The organism is Agrococcus sp. SL85, assembly GCF_026625845.1.
Taxonomy (GTDB): Bacteria; Actinomycetota; Actinomycetes; order Actinomycetales; family Microbacteriaceae; genus Agrococcus.
This window is the reverse complement of the sequence record NZ_CP113066.1, coordinates 1,464,236-1,482,858: the sequence shown is the minus strand read 5'-3', so window position 1 is coordinate 1,482,858 and position 18,623 is coordinate 1,464,236. Positions and strand designations below refer to the sequence as shown.

At 72.9% G+C, this 18,623-nt stretch carries 23 protein-coding genes and 1 pseudogene; 6 read left to right on the top strand and 18 right to left on the bottom strand.

What is annotated here, in order from left to right:
* Nucleotides 1–88: 88 nt before the first annotated feature.
* Nucleotides 89–1,447, top strand: coding sequence for an MFS transporter (locus OVA14_RS07380; RefSeq protein ID WP_267503288.1), 1,359 nt, complete (start codon nucleotides 89–91; stop codon nucleotides 1,445–1,447).
* On the opposite strand, the gene OVA14_RS13835 is transcribed toward OVA14_RS07380, so the two are convergent.
* The 5 genes and pseudogenes from OVA14_RS13835 to OVA14_RS07360 all read right to left on the bottom strand — a co-directional run bounded on the left by OVA14_RS13835 (nucleotide 1,333) and on the right by OVA14_RS07360 (nucleotide 5,129).
* The gene (locus OVA14_RS13835) at nucleotides 1,333–1,758 is read right to left on the bottom strand and encodes a PfkB family carbohydrate kinase (RefSeq protein ID WP_420710567.1); all 426 of its coding nucleotides are present in this window, start codon (nucleotides 1,756–1,758) and stop codon (nucleotides 1,333–1,335) included. The two genes, OVA14_RS07380 and OVA14_RS13835, sit on opposite strands and share 115 nt — an antisense overlap.
* A gap of 116 nt (nucleotides 1,759–1,874) precedes the next feature.
* Nucleotides 1,875–2,435: pseudogene (locus tag OVA14_RS07375) on the bottom strand (PfkB family carbohydrate kinase); the annotation flags it as partial.
* 41 nt (nucleotides 2,436–2,476) lie between these two features.
* Nucleotides 2,477–3,286 carry an ABC transporter permease gene (locus OVA14_RS07370; protein WP_267505522.1) on the bottom strand — a complete coding sequence of 270 codons (810 nt, stop codon included), beginning with the start codon at nucleotides 3,284–3,286 and terminating at the stop codon, nucleotides 2,477–2,479.
* 53 nt (nucleotides 3,287–3,339) lie between these two features.
* The gene (locus OVA14_RS07365) at nucleotides 3,340–4,206 is read right to left on the bottom strand and encodes an ABC transporter permease (RefSeq protein WP_267503286.1); all 867 of its coding nucleotides are present in this window, start codon (nucleotides 4,204–4,206) and stop codon (nucleotides 3,340–3,342) included.
* A complete protein-coding gene (locus OVA14_RS07360) occupies nucleotides 4,203–5,129 on the bottom strand; it encodes an ABC transporter ATP-binding protein (RefSeq protein ID WP_267503285.1) in 927 nt (308 codons plus the stop codon). Before OVA14_RS07360 ends, OVA14_RS07365 begins: the two co-directional genes overlap by 4 nt.
* Nucleotides 5,130–5,192: 63 nt before the next feature.
* Here OVA14_RS07360 and OVA14_RS07355 point away from each other — a divergent pair, with 63 nt between their 5' ends.
* Both OVA14_RS07355 and OVA14_RS07350 read left to right on the top strand, forming a co-directional pair.
* Nucleotides 5,193–6,974 (top strand): ABC transporter ATP-binding protein, encoded by a 1,782-nt coding sequence (locus tag OVA14_RS07355; protein WP_267503284.1) that lies wholly within the window; start codon nucleotides 5,193–5,195, stop codon nucleotides 6,972–6,974.
* 35 nt (nucleotides 6,975–7,009) lie between these two features.
* Nucleotides 7,010–7,918, top strand: coding sequence for an NADP-dependent oxidoreductase (locus tag OVA14_RS07350; protein WP_267503283.1), 909 nt, complete (start codon nucleotides 7,010–7,012; stop codon nucleotides 7,916–7,918).
* A gap of 77 nt (nucleotides 7,919–7,995) precedes the next feature.
* Here OVA14_RS07350 and OVA14_RS07345 read toward each other — a convergent pair whose 3' ends face one another.
* From OVA14_RS07345 to OVA14_RS07320, 6 genes are all read right to left on the bottom strand, one after another.
* Nucleotides 7,996–9,468, bottom strand: a complete 1,473-nt coding sequence (locus OVA14_RS07345; RefSeq protein ID WP_267503282.1) for an NAD-dependent succinate-semialdehyde dehydrogenase — start codon at nucleotides 9,466–9,468, stop codon at nucleotides 7,996–7,998.
* Between the two features lie 62 nt (nucleotides 9,469–9,530).
* Nucleotides 9,531–11,690 carry an MMPL family transporter gene (locus tag OVA14_RS07340; protein ID WP_267503281.1) on the bottom strand — a complete coding sequence of 720 codons (2,160 nt, stop codon included), beginning with the start codon at nucleotides 11,688–11,690 and terminating at the stop codon, nucleotides 9,531–9,533.
* A gap of 67 nt (nucleotides 11,691–11,757) precedes the next feature.
* The gene (locus OVA14_RS07335; RefSeq protein ID WP_267503280.1) at nucleotides 11,758–12,330 is read right to left on the bottom strand and encodes an isochorismatase family protein; all 573 of its coding nucleotides are present in this window, start codon (nucleotides 12,328–12,330) and stop codon (nucleotides 11,758–11,760) included.
* Nucleotides 12,331–12,368: 38 nt separating this feature from the next.
* Nucleotides 12,369–12,506: a hypothetical protein gene (locus tag OVA14_RS07330; protein ID WP_267503279.1), complete on the bottom strand. Its 138-nt coding sequence runs from the start codon at nucleotides 12,504–12,506 to the stop codon at nucleotides 12,369–12,371.
* The gene (locus tag OVA14_RS07325) at nucleotides 12,503–12,790 is read right to left on the bottom strand and encodes a hypothetical protein (RefSeq protein WP_267503278.1); all 288 of its coding nucleotides are present in this window, start codon (nucleotides 12,788–12,790) and stop codon (nucleotides 12,503–12,505) included. The genes OVA14_RS07330 and OVA14_RS07325 overlap by 4 nt, the downstream gene beginning before the upstream one ends.
* 304 nt (nucleotides 12,791–13,094) lie before the next feature.
* The gene (locus OVA14_RS07320) at nucleotides 13,095–13,295 is read right to left on the bottom strand and encodes a hypothetical protein (protein WP_267503277.1); all 201 of its coding nucleotides are present in this window, start codon (nucleotides 13,293–13,295) and stop codon (nucleotides 13,095–13,097) included.
* A 383-nt stretch (nucleotides 13,296–13,678) separates the two neighbouring features.
* On the opposite strand from OVA14_RS07320, the gene OVA14_RS07315 reads away from it, so the two are divergent.
* Both OVA14_RS07315 and OVA14_RS07310 read left to right on the top strand, forming a co-directional pair.
* Complete coding sequence (locus OVA14_RS07315; RefSeq protein ID WP_267503276.1) at nucleotides 13,679–14,275, top strand: hypothetical protein; 597 nt, start codon at nucleotides 13,679–13,681, stop codon at nucleotides 14,273–14,275.
* Between the two features lie 33 nt (nucleotides 14,276–14,308).
* A complete protein-coding gene (locus OVA14_RS07310; RefSeq protein ID WP_267503275.1) occupies nucleotides 14,309–14,656 on the top strand; it encodes a hypothetical protein in 348 nt (115 codons plus the stop codon).
* On the opposite strand, the gene OVA14_RS07305 is transcribed toward OVA14_RS07310, so the two are convergent.
* Together OVA14_RS07305 and OVA14_RS07300 are read right to left on the bottom strand one after the other, a co-directional pair.
* Nucleotides 14,653–15,168, bottom strand: a complete 516-nt coding sequence (locus OVA14_RS07305; protein WP_267503274.1) for a hypothetical protein — start codon at nucleotides 15,166–15,168, stop codon at nucleotides 14,653–14,655. The two genes, OVA14_RS07310 and OVA14_RS07305, sit on opposite strands and share 4 nt — an antisense overlap.
* Nucleotides 15,169–15,185: 17 nt before the next feature.
* A complete protein-coding gene (locus OVA14_RS07300) occupies nucleotides 15,186–15,407 on the bottom strand; it encodes a hypothetical protein (protein ID WP_267503273.1) in 222 nt (73 codons plus the stop codon).
* Between the two features lie 230 nt (nucleotides 15,408–15,637).
* Here OVA14_RS07300 and OVA14_RS07295 point away from each other — a divergent pair, with 230 nt between their 5' ends.
* Nucleotides 15,638–15,973, top strand: coding sequence for a hypothetical protein (locus OVA14_RS07295; RefSeq protein ID WP_267503272.1), 336 nt, complete (start codon nucleotides 15,638–15,640; stop codon nucleotides 15,971–15,973).
* 78 nt (nucleotides 15,974–16,051) lie between these two features.
* Here the strand turns inward: OVA14_RS07295 and OVA14_RS07290 are convergent, their stop codons facing one another.
* From OVA14_RS07290 to OVA14_RS07270, 5 genes are all read right to left on the bottom strand, one after another.
* The gene (locus OVA14_RS07290; protein WP_267503271.1) at nucleotides 16,052–16,354 is read right to left on the bottom strand and encodes a hypothetical protein; all 303 of its coding nucleotides are present in this window, start codon (nucleotides 16,352–16,354) and stop codon (nucleotides 16,052–16,054) included.
* 91 nt (nucleotides 16,355–16,445) lie between these two features.
* Nucleotides 16,446–17,000, bottom strand: coding sequence for a hypothetical protein (locus tag OVA14_RS07285; protein ID WP_267503270.1), 555 nt, complete (start codon nucleotides 16,998–17,000; stop codon nucleotides 16,446–16,448).
* On the bottom strand, nucleotides 16,997–17,335 hold the full coding sequence (locus OVA14_RS07280; RefSeq protein ID WP_267503269.1) for a flavin reductase family protein: 339 nt from the start codon (nucleotides 17,333–17,335) through the stop codon (nucleotides 16,997–16,999). The genes OVA14_RS07285 and OVA14_RS07280 overlap by 4 nt, the downstream gene beginning before the upstream one ends.
* Nucleotides 17,336–17,349: 14 nt before the next feature.
* Nucleotides 17,350–18,357: an N-acetylmuramoyl-L-alanine amidase gene (locus tag OVA14_RS07275; RefSeq protein WP_267503268.1), complete on the bottom strand. Its 1,008-nt coding sequence runs from the start codon at nucleotides 18,355–18,357 to the stop codon at nucleotides 17,350–17,352.
* Entirely contained in the window at nucleotides 18,354–18,593 is a 240-nt protein-coding gene (locus OVA14_RS07270) for a hypothetical protein (RefSeq protein WP_267503267.1), read from the bottom strand. The genes OVA14_RS07275 and OVA14_RS07270 overlap by 4 nt, the downstream gene beginning before the upstream one ends.
* Nucleotides 18,594–18,623 lie beyond the last annotated feature (30 nt).

The following is an 18,623-nucleotide window of genomic DNA, read 5'->3' as shown; positions in this document are numbered from 1 at the left end:
CGAGACGGTCGGCGCGTCACGAGCGCGCCGTGCGCCACGGCCCGCAACCCGGTCACGACGCGTCGCGAAGCCACCCTCCCGGAGCAGCATGTCCACCCCCACCAAGACGACGGGCAAGGCGAACACGCCCCGTCGCGTCATCCTCGCCAGCCTCATCGGCACCTCGATCGAGTTCTACGACTTCTACGTCTACGCGACGGCAGCCGTGCTCGTCTTCCCCGCGCTCTTCTTCCCCGCGGACGACCCGACGGCCCAGCTGCTGTCGTCGTTCGCGGTCTTCGGCGTCGCGTTCGTCGCGCGCCCCGTCGGCTCGATCGTCTTCGGCCACTTCGGCGACCGCGTCGGCCGGAAGGCGACCCTCGTCGCCTCGCTGCTCACGATGGGCATCGCGACCGTCCTCATCGGCTGCCTCCCCACCGCGCTCACGCCCGGCTGGGAGATCCTCGCCCCCGCCCTGCTCGCCGTGCTCCGCTTCTGCCAGGGCCTCGGCCTCGGCGGGGAGTGGTCGGGCGCGGCCCTGCTCGCCACCGAGAACGCCCCTCCCGGCAAGCGCGCCATCTGGGGCACGTTCCCGCAGCTGGGCGCGCCGATCGGCTTCATCCTCGCGAACGTCACGTTCATCGCCATCGCCTTCTCGATGAGCGACGCCGACTTCCAGGCGTGGGGCTGGCGCGTGCCGTTCCTCGCTTCCGCGATCCTCGTCATCGTGGGCCTGTGGGTGCGCCTCTCGCTCCTCGAGACCCCCGCGTTCACGAAGGTCGTCGAGCGCAAGGAGGTCGTGAAGCTGCCGCTGGCGGCGGTCTTCCGCCGCAACTGGGTGCAGCTCATCCAGGGCACGTTCATCATGCTCGCGACCTACGTGCTCTTCTACCTGATGACCACGTTCACGCTCACCTACGGCACCCGCGCGGTCGACGCGGAGGTCGCGGGCCTCGGCTACGAGCGCACCGACTTCCTGTGGATGCTCATCGTCGGCGTCGTGTTCTTCGGCGTCTTCACGCTCGTCGCGGGCCCGCTCGCCGAGCGCTTCGGCCGCCGGAAGATGCTCGGCGCGGTCTCGGTGGGCATCGTCGTGTTCGGCCTCCTCTGGGTGCCGCTGTTCTCGGCCGGCTTCGGCGGGGCGATGGCGCTGCTCGTCATCGGCTTCTCGCTCATGGGCCTCACCTTCGGCCCGATGGCGGCGTTCCTGCCCGAGCTCTTCCCGAGCAACGTGCGCTACACGGGCTCGGCGATCGCGTACAACTTCTCGTCGATCCTCGGCGCCGCGCTCACGCCGTTCGTCGCCACCGCGCTGTGGACGGCCGCGGGCGGGTCGACCTTCCTCGTCGGCCTCTACCTCGCGGGCGCCGCGGTGCTCACGATCATCGCGCTGTGGCTCACGAAGGAGACGCGCGACCAGGAGTACGTCGAGCACTCGTCGCTCGTGGTCGCGGCCGAGGCGCCGTAGCAGCACCCATCGACGGAGGGCGGCGCCGCGAGGCGCCGCCCTCCGTCGTGCCGGGCGGGCCGCGTCAGCCGAGCGGCGCGAGCCTCCACGCGCTCCGCGATGGCGCGCACGGCCTCGGCGTCGCCCGTGCCGAGGCCGCGGCGCGTCGCGTTCACCGCGCCCGCGGCCGCCCCGGTGCGGATCGCGTCGGCGTGCGAGCCGCCGTCCGCGAGCACCGCGGCGAGCCCTGCCGCGTAGGAGTCGCCCGCGCCGCGGGTGTCGACGGGCTCGAGGCTCGGCGCCGAGACGCGCCACGCGCCCTGCTCGCCCACGACGATCGAGCCCTCGGCCGCGCGCGTGACGGCGACGAGGCCGATCCCGCCCTCGTGCAGGCTCGCGCGCCGCGGCGAGCAGCCTGCGCCTCGTCGTCCCCGTCGGCGACGCGGCCGTCGGCGACGAGCTCCTCGTGGCTCACCTTCAGCACGTCGAGGCCGCCCTCGATCGCGGCCTCGAGCCGCGGGCCGGCGAGGTCGACCATGACCGGTCGGCCGAGCGCGCGCACGTCGCTCGCGAGCCGTCGGTAGACCTCCGGCAGCAGCACGTCGTCGCCGTCGGGGCCGGAGAGGATGACGAGGTCGGCGCGCGCCGCCTCGCGGAGCGTCGCCGAGTACAGGTCGTCGAGCGCGTGCCGCTCGAGCGAGGAGCCGTCCTCCTCGACGACCGCCTCCCGCTCGCCGGAGCGGCGGTCGTGCACGTAGGCCGGGGCGATGCCCTCGCGCTTGATCGCGACGACCTCGAGCCGCTCGTCGTCGAGCAGGTGCCGCACGACGCGGCCCACCTCGCCCGTCACCGTGCAGACGAGTGCCACCTCGACGCCGAGGGCCACGAGCATCCGCGCCTGCCAGACCCCCTGGCCGCCCACGTGCAGGTGCACGTCGGCCTCGTCACCGAGCTGCTCGATCGTGACGGTGAGGGACGGGGCGGGGGCGAAGACGAGGACGCGCGGCATGGCCCCACGCTAGGCGGGCGACCTGGGCGCGATCTCGGGGCTCAGCGCAGGAACAGGGCCCGCAGCCGCAGCGTCGTGAACCACAGCCCCGCCACGATCATGACCGCGAAGTAGAGCAGGTGGATCCCGATCGACGGCTGGATGAGGCCCGTCGTCAGCTGCCGCACCATGTCGACGCCGTGCCACAGCGGCATCGCCTGGATGATCCACTGCACGCCCTGCGGGTAGACCTCGATGGGGAAGAAGGTGGCCGAGAGCAGGAACATCGGCATGAGCACGAAGTACACGTAGTCGAGGTGCTGGAACGTCTTCATGTAGCTCGTGATCGCCATGCCGAAGGACGCGAAGGCGAAGGCGATGACGAGCGCGGCGGGGATCGCGAGGATCGCCGTCCACGAAAGGTTCAGCCCCAGCAGCGTCGTGACGACCATGAAGCCCGTCGCGTAGAGCAGGCCGCGGAAGAGCGCGAGCAGGATCTCGCCGAGCGCGACGTCGAGCGGGCCGAGCGAGGTCGAGAGCATCTGCTGGTAGAGCTTCGCGAAGTTCATCTTGAAGAAGACGTTCATCGTGGAGTCGTACACGGCGCCGTTCATGGCGCTCACCGCCATGAGCGCGGGCGCGATGTACGCCGCGTACGGCACGTCGGCGCCGTAGAAGGACACCGAGCCGATGAGCGCTCCGAGACCGAGCCCCATCGAGAGCAGGTAGAAGACGGGCTCGAAGAAGCCGGTGACGACGATGAGCCAGTTGTTCTTGGCGATCACCTGCAGGCCGCGGGCGACCACGGAGCGGGTGTTGCCGGCGTAGAGGCCGCGCAGCGGCCCGCGGATGGTCGGGGCGGGCGCCTGCATCAGGCGCTCGTCGAGGCCGGTGCCGGCACCGGTGCCGGCGGCGTCGCTCGCGGTCATCGGTCGAGCCTCCTGCGGAAGGTGCGGATCGAGAGCCCGCAGGTGACGGCGGCGAGCGCCACGAGGTAGAGCAGGTGCACGAGCACCATGCCGGGGGCCAGCTCGGCGCCGTAGAGCGCGACCCGGCCGAGCTCGGCAGCGTGCCACAGCGGCGAGATCCACCCGATCCACTGCAGGCCGATCGGCAGCGTCTCGAGCGGGAAGTACGTGCCCGAGAAGAGCGTGAGCGGCACCACCACGAACCGCTCGATGAACGAGAGCTGGCCGCGGTCCTCCGTCTGCGTCGCGACCCACGACATCACCGCGAAGCCCACGGCGGTCGAGAGGAGCATCCCGATGGGCACGAGCAGGAGGGCGCGCAGCGGGTCGCCGATGCCGAAGATCGCGATCACGCCCGCGAACGCCGCGAGCGGCAGCACGACGCGCGCGAGCACCGAGACCTGGAAGCCCACGACGATCTGCCACGGCGCGAGGGGCGTGCCGTGCATCGCGAAGAACATCGGGAACCACTTGAAGCCGCCGAAGACGCCGTAGGTGTTCTCCTGCGAGGCCGTCTGCATGGCCGTCGCCATCGCGAGCGCCGGGGCGAGGAACGTCAGGTACGGCACGCCGTCGACGCCCTGGGAGCCCCGGTTGGCGTCGACGAGCAGGCCGAGTCCGAGCCCCAGGCCCATGAGGAACAGGAACGGCGAGCCGACGCCGATGAGCGCCCACGAGACCACGTAGGAGCGCATGGCGCGGATGCGGTGCTCGGCGACGAACCACCAGCCCCATCGCCGCGCGGTGCCCGCGACGGCGGCGTGGTCGACGTCGCCGGCGACCCAGCCGGTGCGCGTCGCGCCGCCGGGCTCGACCGCGCTCATTCGATGAGGGAGCGGCCGGTGAGCCGGAGGAAGACGTCCTCGAGGCTCGACCGCCGCACCAGGCTCGTGATGGGCTGGAGGCCGCGCTCGTGCACGGCCGACATCGCGGCCTCGCCGTCGTCGTCGTAGACGAGCACGCGGTCGGGCAGCACCTCGATGCGGTCCCCGATGCCCTCGATCCGCTGCGCGGCCTCCTCGTTGCGCGAGGAGCCGAAGCGCACCTCGAGCACCTCCTTCGTGGAGTACTGCCGGATGAGCGCCGAGGGGCTGCCCTCGGCGACGATGCGGCCCTGGTCGACGACGACGAGGCGGTCGCAGAGCTGCTCGGCCTCGTCCATGTAGTGGGTCGTGAGCACGAGCGTCGTGCCCTCCTCCTTGAGGCGGAAGAGGCGGTCCCACAGCACGTGGCGCGCCTGCGGGTCGAGGCCCGTCGTGGGCTCGTCGAGCAGCATGGCCTTCGGGCTGTTGATGAGGCCGCGCGCGATGGTGAGGCGACGCTTCATGCCGCCGGAGAGGCCGTCGACGCGGGCCTTGCGCTTCTCGACGAGCTGCGCGAACTCCAGCAGCTCCTCGGCACGGCGCCGGACGTAGGGCAGCGGGAGGCCGAAGTAGCGGCCGTAGACGACGAGGTTGTCGATGACCCGCAGCTCCTCGTCGAGCTGGTCGGCCTGCGGCACGATGCCCAGCTGCGCGCGGATCTCGGGCCCGTGGCTCTCGGGGTCGAAGCCGAGCACCTGCAGGTCGCCCGCCGTGCGCGTCGAGGTGGCGGCGATCATCCGCATCGTCGTCGACTTGCCCGCGCCGTTGGGCCCCAGGAACCCGAAGGCCTCGCCGGGCTGGATGGCGAAGTCGATCCCGTCGACGGCAGTGAAGTCGCCGTACTGCTTCCGCAGGCCCACGGCCTCGATGACTGGTGCTGGCACGGTTCCTCAACCTAGCGCCCCGCGGTGACACGAGGGCCAGCATCCGCGGGACAATGGTGGGCGATGAGCGAGCGACGAGGACCCTTCGGCAGACGACGGGGCGACGAGGGCCCGCGCGCGAGCGTGCGCGAGCTGCTGCCCTACCTCTTCCCCCGCAAGGACCTGCTGGCAGGGGCGATCGTGCTGTCGGTGCTCGGCGCCGCGGCCGCGCTCGCGCAGCCCGCGCTCGCGCAGGAGCTCATCGCGCGCGTCGAGCGCTCCTCGCCGCTCGAGTGGCTCCCCGCGCTGCTGCTCGTGCTCGTCGTGGTTGGCGCCCTGCTCGACGGCTTCCAGCACTTCCTGCTGCAGGTGCTGGGCGAGCACGTGGTGCTGCGCACGCGCCGCACGCTCGTCGCGCGCATGCTGCGCCTGCCGATCGCCGAGTTCGACGCCCGCCGCCTCGGCGACCTCGTGAGCCGCGTCGGTGCCGACACCACCCTGCTGCGCGCCGTGCTCACCCAGGGCCTCGTCGAGTCGATCGGCGGCCTCCTCACGATCGTCGGCGCCGTCATCGCCATGCTCGTCATCGATCCGCTGCTGCTCGGCCTCACCGTGCTCGTGCTCGCTGGCGCGATCGCCGCGATGCTCGTCGTCATGCCGCTGCTGACGCGCGCCTCCGCCGCGGCCCAGGAGCAGGTGGGCCACCTCACCTCGGCCCTCGAGCGGGCGATCGGCGCCGTGCGCACGGTGCGCGCCGCGGGCGCCACGGAGCGGGAGGTCGACACGATCGGCGCGCGCGCAGGCGACGCCTTCGGCGCCGGCATCCGGGTCGCCCGCATCTCGGCGCTCGTCGTGCCGATCTTCGGCGTCGCGGTGCAGCTGGCCTTCCTCGTCGTGCTCGGCGTGGGCGGCCTCCGCGTCGCCACGGGCGAGATCGGCATCGCCCAGCTCGTCGGCTTCCTGCTGTTCCTCTTCCTCATGATCATGCCGCTCGGCCAGCTCGCGGGCGCGATCGCGGCGATCTCGGTCGCGCTCGGCGCCCTCGGTCGCATCCAGGAGATCGTGCGCCTGCCCTCCGAGGCTGACGGCGACGCCGACGCGGCGCTCGTGCCCGTGCCCGCGGCGCCGATGGTGGCGTTCGAGGGCGTGCGCTTCGCCTACCCGGGCGGCGAGGGCCGCGAGGTGCTGCATGAGGTGTCGTTCGCGGTGCCCGCGGGCACGCGCACGGCGATCGTCGGCCCCTCGGGCGCCGGCAAGTCGACGACCTTCGCGCTCGTCGAGCGCTTCTACGACGCGACGGGCGGCCGGGTGCTCGTCGGCGGCGTCGACGTGCGCGACGTCGACCGCGCCTCGCTCCGCGCCCGCATCGGCTACGTCGAGCAGGATGCCCCCGTGCTCGCCGGCACGCTCCGCGACAACCTGCGGCTCGGCGCGCCGGACGCGACCGACGCCGAGCTCGAGGCGGCCCTCGCCTCCGTGAACCTCTCCTCGCTCGTCTCGCGGTCGCCGGCAGGGCTCGACGCGGAGGTCGGCGAGGGCGGCGTGCTGCTCTCGGGCGGCGAGCGCCAGCGGCTCGCGATCGCCCGGGCGCTCCTCGCCTCCGCCCCCGTGCTGCTGCTCGACGAGTCGACCGCCAACCTCGACGCCCGCAACGAGGCCTCGCTGAAGGCCGCGCTCGACCTCGCGAGCGAGGGGCGCACGACGCTCGTGATCGCGCATCGCCTGGCCACGGTCGTCGACGCCGACCAGATCGTCGTGCTCGACGGCGGCCGCGTGCTCGCGACGGGCACGCACGACGAGCTGCTCGACGTCTCCCCGCTCTACCGCGAGCTCGCGGCCCATCAGCTCCTCGCGCCCGCCGACTGAGCCGCGCCGCCGCCCGTGCGGCGTAGCGTGAGGGCATGCGAGCGGTGATGCACGAGCGGTTCGGCGGCCCCGAGGTCCTGGAGGTGCGGGAGGTCGAGGCGCCGCACGCGGGCCCCGGCCAGGTGCGGATCCGGGTCGAGGCGGCAGCGCTCAACCCCGTCGACTGGAAGATCTTCGGCGGCACGCCCGCCGCGACCGCGCGCGGGCTCGAGCCGCCGCTCGGGGTCGGCAACGACATCGCCGGCACGATCGACGAGGTCGGCGAGGGCGTCGAGGGCTGGGCCGTGGGCGATCGCGTCCTCGGCTCCGCCCGCACGCGCGCGATGCAGGACCAGACGGTCGTCACGCCCGAGCGCGAGCGCATCGCGCGCATCCCCGAGGGCCTCGACGCGGGCGTCGCCGCGAGCCTCGTCGTCGCCGGCCGCACCGCATGGGACGCCGTCGAGAGCCTCGGCATCCGCGCGGGCGAGACGCTCTTCGTGCACGGCGCCGCGGGCGGCGTCGGCCGCATCGCGGTGCAGCTCGCGGTGCTGCGCGGCGCGCGCGTGATCGGCTCGGCGAGCCCCGCGAACCACGCGATGCTGCGGTCGCTCGGCGCCGAGCCCGTCGCGTACGGCGAGGGCCTCGCCGATCGCCTCCTGCACCTGCAGCCCATCGACGCGTGCTTCGACTGCGCGAACGCGGAGGGGGTCGCCGCGGCGCTCGAGGCCGACGTGACGATCGAGCGCTGCATCGCGATCGCCACGAAGGGCGCGCACGGCGCCCGCGGCGTCGCGACCGACCTCGAGCGCACCGGCGCCCTCGACGAGCTCGCGGCCCTCGCGGCCTCCGGCGACCTCGACATCCCCGTCGTCGAGCGCTTCCCGCTCGAGCGCGCCGCCGAGGCCTACCGCCGCCTCATGGACGGCCACGTCGCCGGCAAGCTCGTCGTCGATCTCGTCTGACGCGACGGAGGCCCGTCCCGCGCAGGTGCGGGACGGGCCTCCGTCAGACCCCGGCCGGACGATGCCGGCCGGCCGGATCAGGCGAAGGGGTTCGGCATGAGCGTGTACTTCGTCTCGAGGTACTCGTGGATGCCCTCGGCGCCGCCCTCGCGGCCTAGGCCGGACTGCTTCACGCCGCCGAAGGGGCCCGCCGCGTTCGAGACGACGCCCACGTTCAGGCCCATCATGCCCGTGTCGATCCGCTCGATCATGCGCTGGCCGCGCTTGGCGTCCTCGGTGAAGACGTAGCCGACGAGGCCGTACTCCGTCGCGTTCGCGAGGCGCACGGCGTCGTCCTCGGTCGAGAAGCGCTGGATGCCGACCACGGGCCCGAAGATCTCCTCGATCGAGACCGACATGTCGGGCGAGACGCCGTCGAGCACGGTGGGCTGGAAGAACGAGCCCGGGCCGTCGATGGCCTCGCCGCCCGTCGTGACGCGCGCGCCCTTCGCGACCGCCTCGTCGACGAGGCGCTTCGCGTTCGCGACCGCCTTGTCCTCGACGAGCGGTCCGATGGTGACGCCCTCCTCGGTGCCGCGGCCGACCTTCATGGCCTGCACCTTCGCGGTGATGCGCGCCGCGAACTCGTCGGCGATCGACTCCTGCACGATGAAGCGGTTGGCCGCGGTGCACGCCTGGCCGATGTTGCGGAACTTCGCGAGCATCGCGCCCTCGACCGCCTTGTCGAGGTCGGCGTCCTCGAAGACGACGAAGGGCGCGTTGCCGCCGAGCTCCATCGACGACTTCAGCACGTTGTCTGCCGCGAGCTTCAGCAGCTGCACGCCCACGGGCGTCGAGCCCGTGAACGAGACCTTGCGGAGGCGGTCGTCGCCGAGCAGCCGCTCCGAGAGCGCGCCCGTCGACTTCGTCGTGATGACGTTCACGACGCCCTTCGGCAGTCCCGCCTCCTCGAGCAGCCCCACGAGCGCGAGCGTCGTGAGCGGCGTGAGGGTCGCGGGCTTCACGACCGCCGTGCAGCCCGCCGCGAGCGCGGGGCCGAGCTTGCGGGTGGCCATCGCGAGCGGGAAGTTCCAGGGCGTGATGAGGAAGCACGGGCCGACGGGGCGGTGGCTCACGATCATCTGGCCCGTGCCCTCGGGGGTCATCGTGTAGCGGCCGTCGATGCGCACGGCCTCCTCCGAGAACCAGCGCAGGAACTCGCCGCCGTAGGCGACCTCGCCGCGGGCCTCCGCGAGGGGCTTGCCCATCTCGAGCGTCATGAGGAGCGCGAACTCCTCCTTGCGCTCCTGCAGCAGGTCGAAGGCCTTCCGCAGGATCTCGCCGCGCACGCGCGCGGGCGTGCGCGCCCAGTCCTCCTGCGCGGCGACGGCGGCGTCGAGCGCGCGCACGCCGTCGGCGACCGAGCCGTTCGCGATCGTCTTGATGACCTCGCCCGTGGCGGGGTCGCGCACCTCGATCGTGCCGTCCTCGCCGTCGATCCACTCGCCGTCGATGAACAGGCTGCCGTGGACGGCGTCGAGGACTGCGGTCTCGCGAGCGGCGTCGGTCATGGGGCTCCTCCTCCGGGTGCGGCGCTCGACCGGGCCGGCTGCCCGGGATCGCCTCGGCAAGGCTATCGCCCGGCGGCCGCGCGCTCGCGCGCCAGCTTCGAGGGCCACCAGGTGCGCGGCCCCAGCTCGAGCGCGAGCGCGGGCACGAGCAGCGAGCGCACGATCGTCGTGTCGATGAGCACGCCGAGCGCGACGATGATCGCGAGCTGCAGCAGGAACAGCACGGGGATCACGCCGAGCGCCGCGAAGGTCGCCGCGAGCACGACGCCCGCCGAGGTGATCACCCCGCCCGTCACCCGCAGCCCCGCCAGGACGCCCTCGCGGTGCCCGCGGTGCGCGACCTCCTCGCGCACCCTGGTCATGAGGAAGATGTTGTAGTCCACGCCGAGCGCGACGAGGAACACGAAGGCGAACAGCGGCACCGAGGGATCCATCGCCGGGATCCCGAGCGCGTGCAGGATGAGCGCGCCGACGCCGAGGGCGGTGGCGAACGAGAGCACCGTCGTCACGAGCAGCAGCGCCGCGGCGACGACCGAGCGCAGCAGCAGGGCGAGGATCACCGCGATCACGGCGAGCACGACGGGGATGATGAGCGCGCGGTCGCGCGAGGAGGTCGTGTTCGTGTCGAGCGAGGCGGCGGTGGTGCCGCCGACGAGCGAGCCGGGGCTCGCCTCGTGCACGGCGTCGCGGATCGCCACGACCGTCGCCTGCGCGGCCTCGGAGTCGGGGGCGTCGGCGAGCGTCGCCTGCAGCAGCACGCGGCCGTCGACGACGGTGGGCGCCGCGTCGGCGAACGCGGGGCCGGGCGGCGTCGGCACGGGGATCGCACCGCCCGGCGCGGCCGCGCTCGAGATCGCGACGCCGTCGACGCCCTCGACGTCGCCCACGACCTCGGCGGCCGCCGCCGCGTCCCCCTCGTCGACGACGACGTAGGCGGGGGTGCCCGTGCCGCCCGGGAAGTGCTCGCCGAGCAGCGCCTGGCCGTCGCGGGCCTCCGACTCCCCCACCACGAACTCGCTCGAGGGCACGCCCTCCGCCTCGAGCTGCACGAGGCCCACGGCGCCGGCGCCGAGCACGAGCGCCGAGACGATCCAGGTGGCGCGGGCCCGCCGGTCGACCAGGCGGGCGACCCGGCCCCACAGGCCGCGCTCGGGATCGGCGCGGCGGGGGCGCTCGGGCGTCGGCGCGACCGGCCAGAACGCGGCGCGCCCGAACGCGAGCAGCAGCGCGGGGAGCATCGTCAGGCCCGCGAGGATCGCGGCGGCGATGCCGATCGAGGCGACGGGGCCGAGCTGCTGGTTGGAGACGAGGTCCGAGAGCAGCAGGCACAGCAGGCCCGCGATCACGGTGCCGCCCGAGGCGAGGATCGGCTCCCACGAGCCGCGCCACGCGCGCACCGTGGCGCGCCATGCCGAGCGCTCCTCGCCGAGCGCCTCGCGGAAGCGCGCGGTGTAGAGCAGGCCGTAGTCCGTCGCGGCGCCGACGACGAGGATGAAGAGGATGCCCTGCGTCTGGCCGCTCAGGGTCAGCACGCCGGCCTTCGCGAGCGAGAAGACGACGAGGATCGCGAGCGAGAGCGCCGCGACCGAGGTCGAGAGCACGAGGATCGGCAGCAGCGGCGAGCGGTAGACCACGACGAGGATGACGAGCACCGCGGCGAGCGCCACGAGGAGCAGGATGCCGTCGATGCCGGAGAAGGCCTCGGCGATGTCGGCCGTGAAGCCCGCGGGGCCCGTCACGGCCACCTCGAGGCCGGCGGGGAGCCCCGCAGCGGCGATGACCGCGCGCAGCGCCTCCACCGCCTCGCCCGGCTCGGGCGCGCCCTCGGACGCGTCGAGCACCGCGACGAGCTGGGCCGCTCGGCCGTCGTCGCTCGGGATGAGCGGCGAGGCGCCGACGACGCCCTCCTGCTCGGCGACGTCGGCCGCGAGCGCCTCGAGGGCGGCGAGGTCGTCGTCGGTGAGCGCGCGGTCGGCCGCGGCGACGACGATCGCCGGCAGCTCGTCGTCGCCCAAGAAGTCGCCGAGCACCCCCTGCACCTGCGTCGACTCGGCGCTCTCGGGCAGGAAGCTCGTCTGGTCGTTCGACGAGACCTCCTCGATGCGGCCGAAGAGCGGCCCGCCCGCGGCGGCCGCCCCGATCCAGGCGACGACGAGCAGGGCGGGCAGGAGGACGCGCAGCCAGGTGTGCAGGCGGCGGCGCGGAGCGGGAGCCTCGGTCATGCAGACATGCTACATGTAGCGACGCTACCTATTCGGCGAAGCGGGTGCCGGCCACCCTGACGCGCGCTCAGGCGTGCGCGACCACCTGCACGCCCTTGTCGCGCAGCTCGTCGAGCGCCGCCGCGCGAGTCTCGGCCGAGACGGCGGAGGTGAGGCCGTCGATGACGCGCACCGCGCGACCGGCGAGCACGGCGTCGAGGGCGGATGCCTTCACGCAGTGGTCGGTCGCGATGCCGACGACGTCGAGCTCGTCGATGCCCTGCTCCTCGAGGATCTCGTCGAGGGTCTCGCCCTCCTCGGTCTCCCCCTCGAAGGCCGAGTAGGCGGGCCGCCCCTGGCCCTTCCGGATGTGGACGTCGATCGCGAGCGCGTCGAGCGCGGGGTGGTAGTCGGCCCCCGGCGAGCCGGCGACGCAGTGGACGGGCCAGGAGTCGACGAAGTCGGGCTCGCCCGCGGCGAAATGGCCGCCGTTGTCGCCGTCGGCGTCGTGCCAGTCGCGGCTCGCGATCACGAGGTCGTAGTCGTGCGTGCGCAGATGCTCGCTGATGGCCGCCGCCACCGCGGCGCCGCCCTGGGTCGCGAGGGCGCCGCCCTCGGTGAAGTCGTTCTGGACGTCGACGATGAGGATGCCACGGGCCATGGGGGCAGACTACCGATCGCCGCCTCGTCGCGCCGCGCTCAGACGATGGGGCGAGGGCGGTCGTCGAGGGCGGAGTGCGGCCGGGGGCGCACAGGCTCCAGCGCGGCGAGCACCGCCACCACCAGCCCGGCGCCGCCGCCGGACGCCAGCAGCGCCACGAGCAGCTCGATGCTCACGCGAGCACCGGCTCCCGAGCGGGCGCCGCCTCGAGCTCGACCTCAGGCTCCGGCTCGGCGGTCGCCGCCGCGGCGACGAAGGCCGCCTGCGCGGTCTCGATCTGCGCGAACCTGCCGAGCAGGTCGCCGTAGCCGTCGACGCAGACGTGGAGGTCGTCGACGAGCTCGATGAAGCCCAGGAACCAGGTGCGCTCCCCCTCGCGCTGCGTCGCGACCCAGAGGTCGTGGCTCGGGCGGGCCCACTCGACAGGAGCGCCGAGGGCATCGGCCAGGCTGCGCACCATGCTGCTTCCTTTCAAGATCGAAAAGTTCGATGCTCGAACGATATCCGCAGCGCGCGCGGCGCGGCAAGCGCGGCTTCCTGGGAATCCGCCTGCCCCGAGCACGACGAAGGCCCCCGCTGCTGCGGGGGCCTTCCGTGGTGCCGCCTGGGAGAATCGAACTCCCGACCTATTCATTACGAGTGATGCGGTCGCAGAGCCTCGGTTGTCATCGGTGCCGCGGATTCAGCGGATTCCCGCGGGTCAGCACCCTCGGTTGCACCCGGTCGGCGCGGATCGTCCTGCCCGTAGGGTGCCACTTAGGGTGTCAGGCATCAGCGCCGCCGGCGCCAGCGGCGTCGCGGATGAGCCTGTGGACATGCGCGCGCGAGAGCCCGACGGCGGTGGCAATGTGGGCGCGGGGCACGTTCGCGGCTGCAGCTTCGACGACCAGCTCGTCCCGCTGCTTGCGCGCCTGCTCGAGGTTCACCGCCGCCGTCGAGAGCCGCTTGAGCCAGTCGTCAGCCACGACGGCGCCCGACGACGAGTGCGGCGATCGCGACGATGAGCGCGACGATCGAGATGACAAGCGTGATGGTCTGCAGGCCTTCCATGGTTCTCCTCCCGGTCCTATGATGTGGGGGTCGGGCCCGAGGTGATTTCTCCACCTCGGGCCCTCCCCTTATCGCTTCCTCCGCTTGCGCACCTTGCGCGTTTCGCGAAGTGTCACGATCAAGAGGATGACCGCCGTTGCCGCCTGAACGGTGGCGGTCAGGAACTCGATGATTTCCACCGGTTCCTCCTCCCTGTCGGCTTCCCTGCCGACATCTAAAGTGTAGCATGATGTTGCACTAGAGTGCAACACGATGCAACACTTTTTCTGGGATGGCGCGCGACTGGCAGACTCCGAGCATGGAACTCAACGCCACGACGGTGGCACTCGCAGCCGCGTTGATCGCCGCGGTGGCAGCGCTAGCAGTGGCCGTCATCACGCAGCGCGGCGAAGCGCTCCGCGCTGACCGCGCTCATCGCCTCGGTCGCCTCCAAGCCGCGGAACCGGCTCTCGCCGCGAGCATGCACGAAGCTCGAGACTTCTTCGTGCGATTCGGGCACTACTTCGCGCGCGTCGCGGCGAGCCCTTCGGGTGACGGGCAAGCCGCCTGGGACGAGAAGGGGCGGGACATCACCGCGGCTCGCCTCCGCATGGAGGACGCGCTTCTGCGAGTCGAGGTAGCCCTCGTCGCGCTCGGCATCGAAGACTTGGTCGAGGCGGAACATCTCGCGCTGCGCGCTCTCCGCCGCAACGTCGAGGACTGCTACGGCCGAACGAAGAACGCCGGCGAGGCTTCGGCACGTCGAGACGCCGCCAACGATGGCCACGGTTACGCCGGTCAGGGATCCGACCTGGTGAGAGATCTCGTGCGGGCCAGTGCTCGCGCACTCAACTCCCTGCAGCGGGCACCGCTGGCGGCACGCTGGCGGCCGACCATCAGGCATCGACGCTCTTAGCGTGTCTGCCGGGTCGAATGTATGTTCGAATCCGTGACGATCAGGCCGTGCGAGTGGGACGTGCTGCACCCGCTCGACGGCCGCCCCATCGCGGTCGTGCGGCTGCTCGTCCTAGGCCCCAACCGCGAGCCCTACTACCGCGCCGTCTCCCCCGAGACCGACCGCAGCCAGCGACGCCTCATCGGTTACTGGGGCACCCTCGACCACGCCCACGACGGCGTCCTCGCGCTCTACGAGCACGCCAGCCGCCGCTCGCTCTCCGGCGGCGACCTCCCGCCCTCACGCCCCCTCGTGCCCCAGAAGGCCCCACCGCAGGAACCTCCCGCCGGCCATCGGCCGGGCTACGCGGCCCGACCCGCCAAGCACAGCAGCCGCGCCTAGTCGCTCGACGCCTTCCGGTCATCGAAGACGTCCGCGATCGCGGCACCGACGTCGCCGGCAATCTCGCCCGCATCGTGCAGGTCGACGACCGCACCGATAGCCACGAGCATCGCCATGACCACCGCGAGCACCTTGCTGCGTGGCTTCCCCTTCGTACTCGCGCGCATGGCCGCTGCAGTCGCGGCGTCGCGCTTCTCGAGCATCTCCACGACGCGCTCGACGATCCGCTCCGCTGCGTCGTCGGCGACGGCCGGGTCGGCGAGCTTCGTGGCGACGAGTCGGAGTGGCTCTTGGATCGCGCGGAGGGCGTCGATCGACCATGCGGGCGCCGAGAGGGCCGTCGCGATGCCGCGCTCGTCGAATGCGTAGGTGCCGTCGATGACGGGCGACAGCCGACCGCAGCGCGGGCATCCCTCCAGGTTGTTGAGCAGCTGCACGGTGCCGCCCCGCTTCGACCGGAACATCCGGGACTCGAAGGGGCCATGCGTCGGGCAGAGTACGGCGATCGGCATGGCGGGAGCGTAGACGGTCAGCCCGAGCGGTCGCGCCGCGCGGCGATCCAGTCGGCGACGTGCTCGGCGCGCCAGCCGGGGGTGAGCCCCAGCCGGATGTCTTCGGGTGGCAGGTCGCCGGCGGCCGGGGCGCCTGCTGCGCGGTTCGCTGTCGCGCGCTTGTGGGCCTGCCTGGCGGCGCCGACCGTGAGGCCCGCGCGTTCGGCGATGTCGGCGAGCGTGAGGAAGTGGTCGGGCACGCGCCCGAGCGTAGCCGCCTGGCTAGATGTGGGCGGGGAGAGCGGGGACGAGCGGGTCGCCGCTCATGTCGACGACGGGCGTGGTCTCGCCGCGGGGGCCGACGTAGAAGCGGAGGGGGGTGGCGGGGGTCGTCATGGTGTGAGCGTACCACCGTGGTACGCCATGAGGGAAGGTGCGGATTCCGCAGAAGTCTTCGACGTGTCGTCCCCCATCCCGCTACCTTCGTGAGGTGAACTCGATTCCGTCTGCCGCGCTCGTCCTCGCCGCCCTCACCGCATCGCTTGTCCTCGCGGGCTGCGCGACGACCCAGCCCGCGCCGGCTGCGCCCGTCGCGCAGCAGGTCAACGTGCCTGCCGCCTACGACGTCGAGGAGGCCCAGGCCCGTCTGGTCGAGGCCGTGTCCGCCGGATGGGTCGACACGCTCCCGCCCGAGCCCCACTGGATCGAGGCGACCGCTCTGCTCATCTGCAAGCGGCAGGGCGTGAACGTGCCGCAGTTCACGGACAACCCGGCCAACCAGGAGCTCATGATCGAGTCGGCGCTCACGATCTTCTGCGCGGACTAGCGCCGGACGACGAAGAACGCCCCTCCCTCGCGGCCGAAGCCTGCGAGGGAGGGGCGTTGTCGTGCGATGGGGTTGCGGTCAGCGCTCCTTGGCGTGACGGCCGACACCGGGCGCCGAGCCGAGGCGGAGCAGCTCGAGGAGCCGGTCGACCTGCGGGAGCGCGGCGAGCTTGGCGAGCAGTCCGGCGAGCGCCGAGAGGAACGCGATGGTGCCTGCGATCCACGGGACGACTGCGGAGCCCGGCCAGAAGTGCGCGACGAAGTCGCTGAGCAGCGGGCCCGCGGCGATCGCGGCAGCGGAGAGGACGGCGCCCACCTCGACGGCGGTACGCCAGGCGGCGCGCCACGGGTGCGCCTGCTGGGTGGTGGCGGGGATGGTCATGGTGCTGGCTCCTCAGGCGGGGTGGTGGGCGCCGGCCCGACGGGCGTCGTGCAGGCGATGGTGCTGGTGGTGCCGTCGGTGTAGGTGACCGTCAGCTCGAGCGGCGTCGCGGTGCTGCAGGTGATCGAGGCGACGCCGCGGCCGTCCTTGCCGTCGACACCGGGCGCGCCTGGGCTGCCGTCGGCGCCCGCGGCTCCGTCGGCGCCCGGGGGCCCGGCCTCACCGGCGGCGCCCGCGGTCCCGGCGGCACCGTCGAGGCCGTCCTGGCCGTCCTCGCCCGGCTCACCGTCCTCGCCGTCGACGCCGTCGCGGCCGGGACGGCCGGGGGCGCCGTCGCGGCCGGGCTCCCCGGCAGTGGCTCGGCCGCGGGGGCGGGCGCGGCGGGCTCCTGCGCGAGCTCGGCGCGCGCGTCGCATCCGGTGTCCTCGACGCAGTACCGGATGAACTGGGCGCGCCAGTAGTCGGAGCGCCCGTGCTCCTCGGCGAGGAGGTAGCCGAGCACGATCGGCAGCGCGATGATCGCGAGCGCGGCCGTGCCGACCATGACGTAGGAGGCGACGGCGAGGCTCCGCTTCGGCCGTGGCGCCTCGTCTATGGGCTCGAGCGCGACCTGCTCGGTCGGCTCGGGGGTGCTGGTGTCGGTCATCGGGCCATCCCTCCGCTGATCAGCCACGCGAGCACGCCGGCGACGACGGGCGAGAGGATCGCCCCCGCCCAGAACAGCCGCCACCGTGCCCGCTCGTCCTGCTCGCGCGCGGTGTCCGCGCGGTCGCGCTCGGCGAGCTTCTCCTTGTGCGCCGCGAGGTCGGACGCGACCTCCTTGACGGCGGCCGCGCGCTCGGCGTGCGCCTTCTCCTGGTGCGTCTTGTACCGCTCGAACTCGTCGCGCGGCACGACGCGCTCGCCGACGCGGTCGACCTTCTCCTCGAGCTTGCCGATCTGCCCGAGGACGAGATCCCAGGGGTTCGGGGCTTCCGCCATGCGTGGGGCTCCCCTCAGACGCGCCGGTTGACCTCGGCGCGCACCTTCGCGTAGGTGGCGGCGTTGACGGCGAGCGACCGCTGCCGGTTCGCGTGGCCGTTGCCGTGCTTGCCCGCGAGGACCTCGGCGGCCATCTGCGCGACGCTCTTGCCTGCCGGCTTGGGAGCGGGCTTCGGAGCGGGCTTCGCGGGCGCCCCCTTGATGACGCCGTCGATGGCGGAGTAGTGCATCCACGTCTTGCGGCCGTGGGGGTCCTGGACGTGCAGGACGGGCTCGCCGCCGCGGTGCCGGTAGGTGACGCCGATGATGCGGTAGGTGCCGCTGACCAGCCGCTTGCCGCTGGTGAGGGCGGCGTTGCTGTAGGCGTACCAGCGCGAGACGTTGACGGAGTCGCCGACGCCGTGCCCCTCGAGGAGGGCGGCGCCCTTCGGCTTCGCCGGGGCGGGTGTCGACGGCTTGGCGGGCGTCGGCGGCTTGGCAGGAGCGGGCTGGCCGGACGCGCCCGAGCGGTAGCGGTTGGCGAGCGCGATGAGCTCGTCCATGCGGGGCCAGATTCCACCGGGGCAGGCGGTGGCGTAGCCCTGCCCGAAGCGGGCGAGGACCTCGCGGTGGCCGATGACCGTGTGCCGGTTGAGGGGGAACCCCCACCGCTGGGAGAGGTCGGCGAGCCAGCGGGCGAGCATGTCGAAGGACCGCTCGCTGATGTGCCAGCCGGGGGCGCCGCTGCTGTTGACGACCTCGATGGTGATGCCCCAGCTGTCGGCCTTCGGCGAAGCGGACGTGAAGGCGCGGTACTCCTCGTGCAGCACGGCCATGAGGTCGCCGTTGCGGAGCATCGCGTAGTTGGCGGACAGCTCTCGCCTCGGCGAGACGAACGCGCCGGCGAGTGCGCTGTCGGACGTGGTCGCGGCGTGGTGCAGGATGACGCCCTGCGGCTTGCCGGTGCGCCGGTAGAAGCGGTCGTGACCGGAGGCCGTCTTGGCGAGCGGCAGGCGGCCGACGGCGAGCGCGGAGACGGTCACGGGGCAACCTCCTCGTCCTCATCGACGTCGCCGTCGTCGTCGGGCTGCTCGTCGTCCTGCTCGTCGGTGGGCGCCAGGGGGCTCGTGGGGGCGATGTCGTGCTCGCTGACGAGGAAGGTCGGCACGACGCCGTCCTCCTGCATCTGCGCGTCGACGTCGATCGCGACGTCGGGCAGGTCGAAGTGGTCGGTCTCGCCGACGAGCTGCTGCTCGAGCGGCACGGTGGGCTCGGACATGGCGGGGTCTCCTTGGGGACGCGGAAGGGG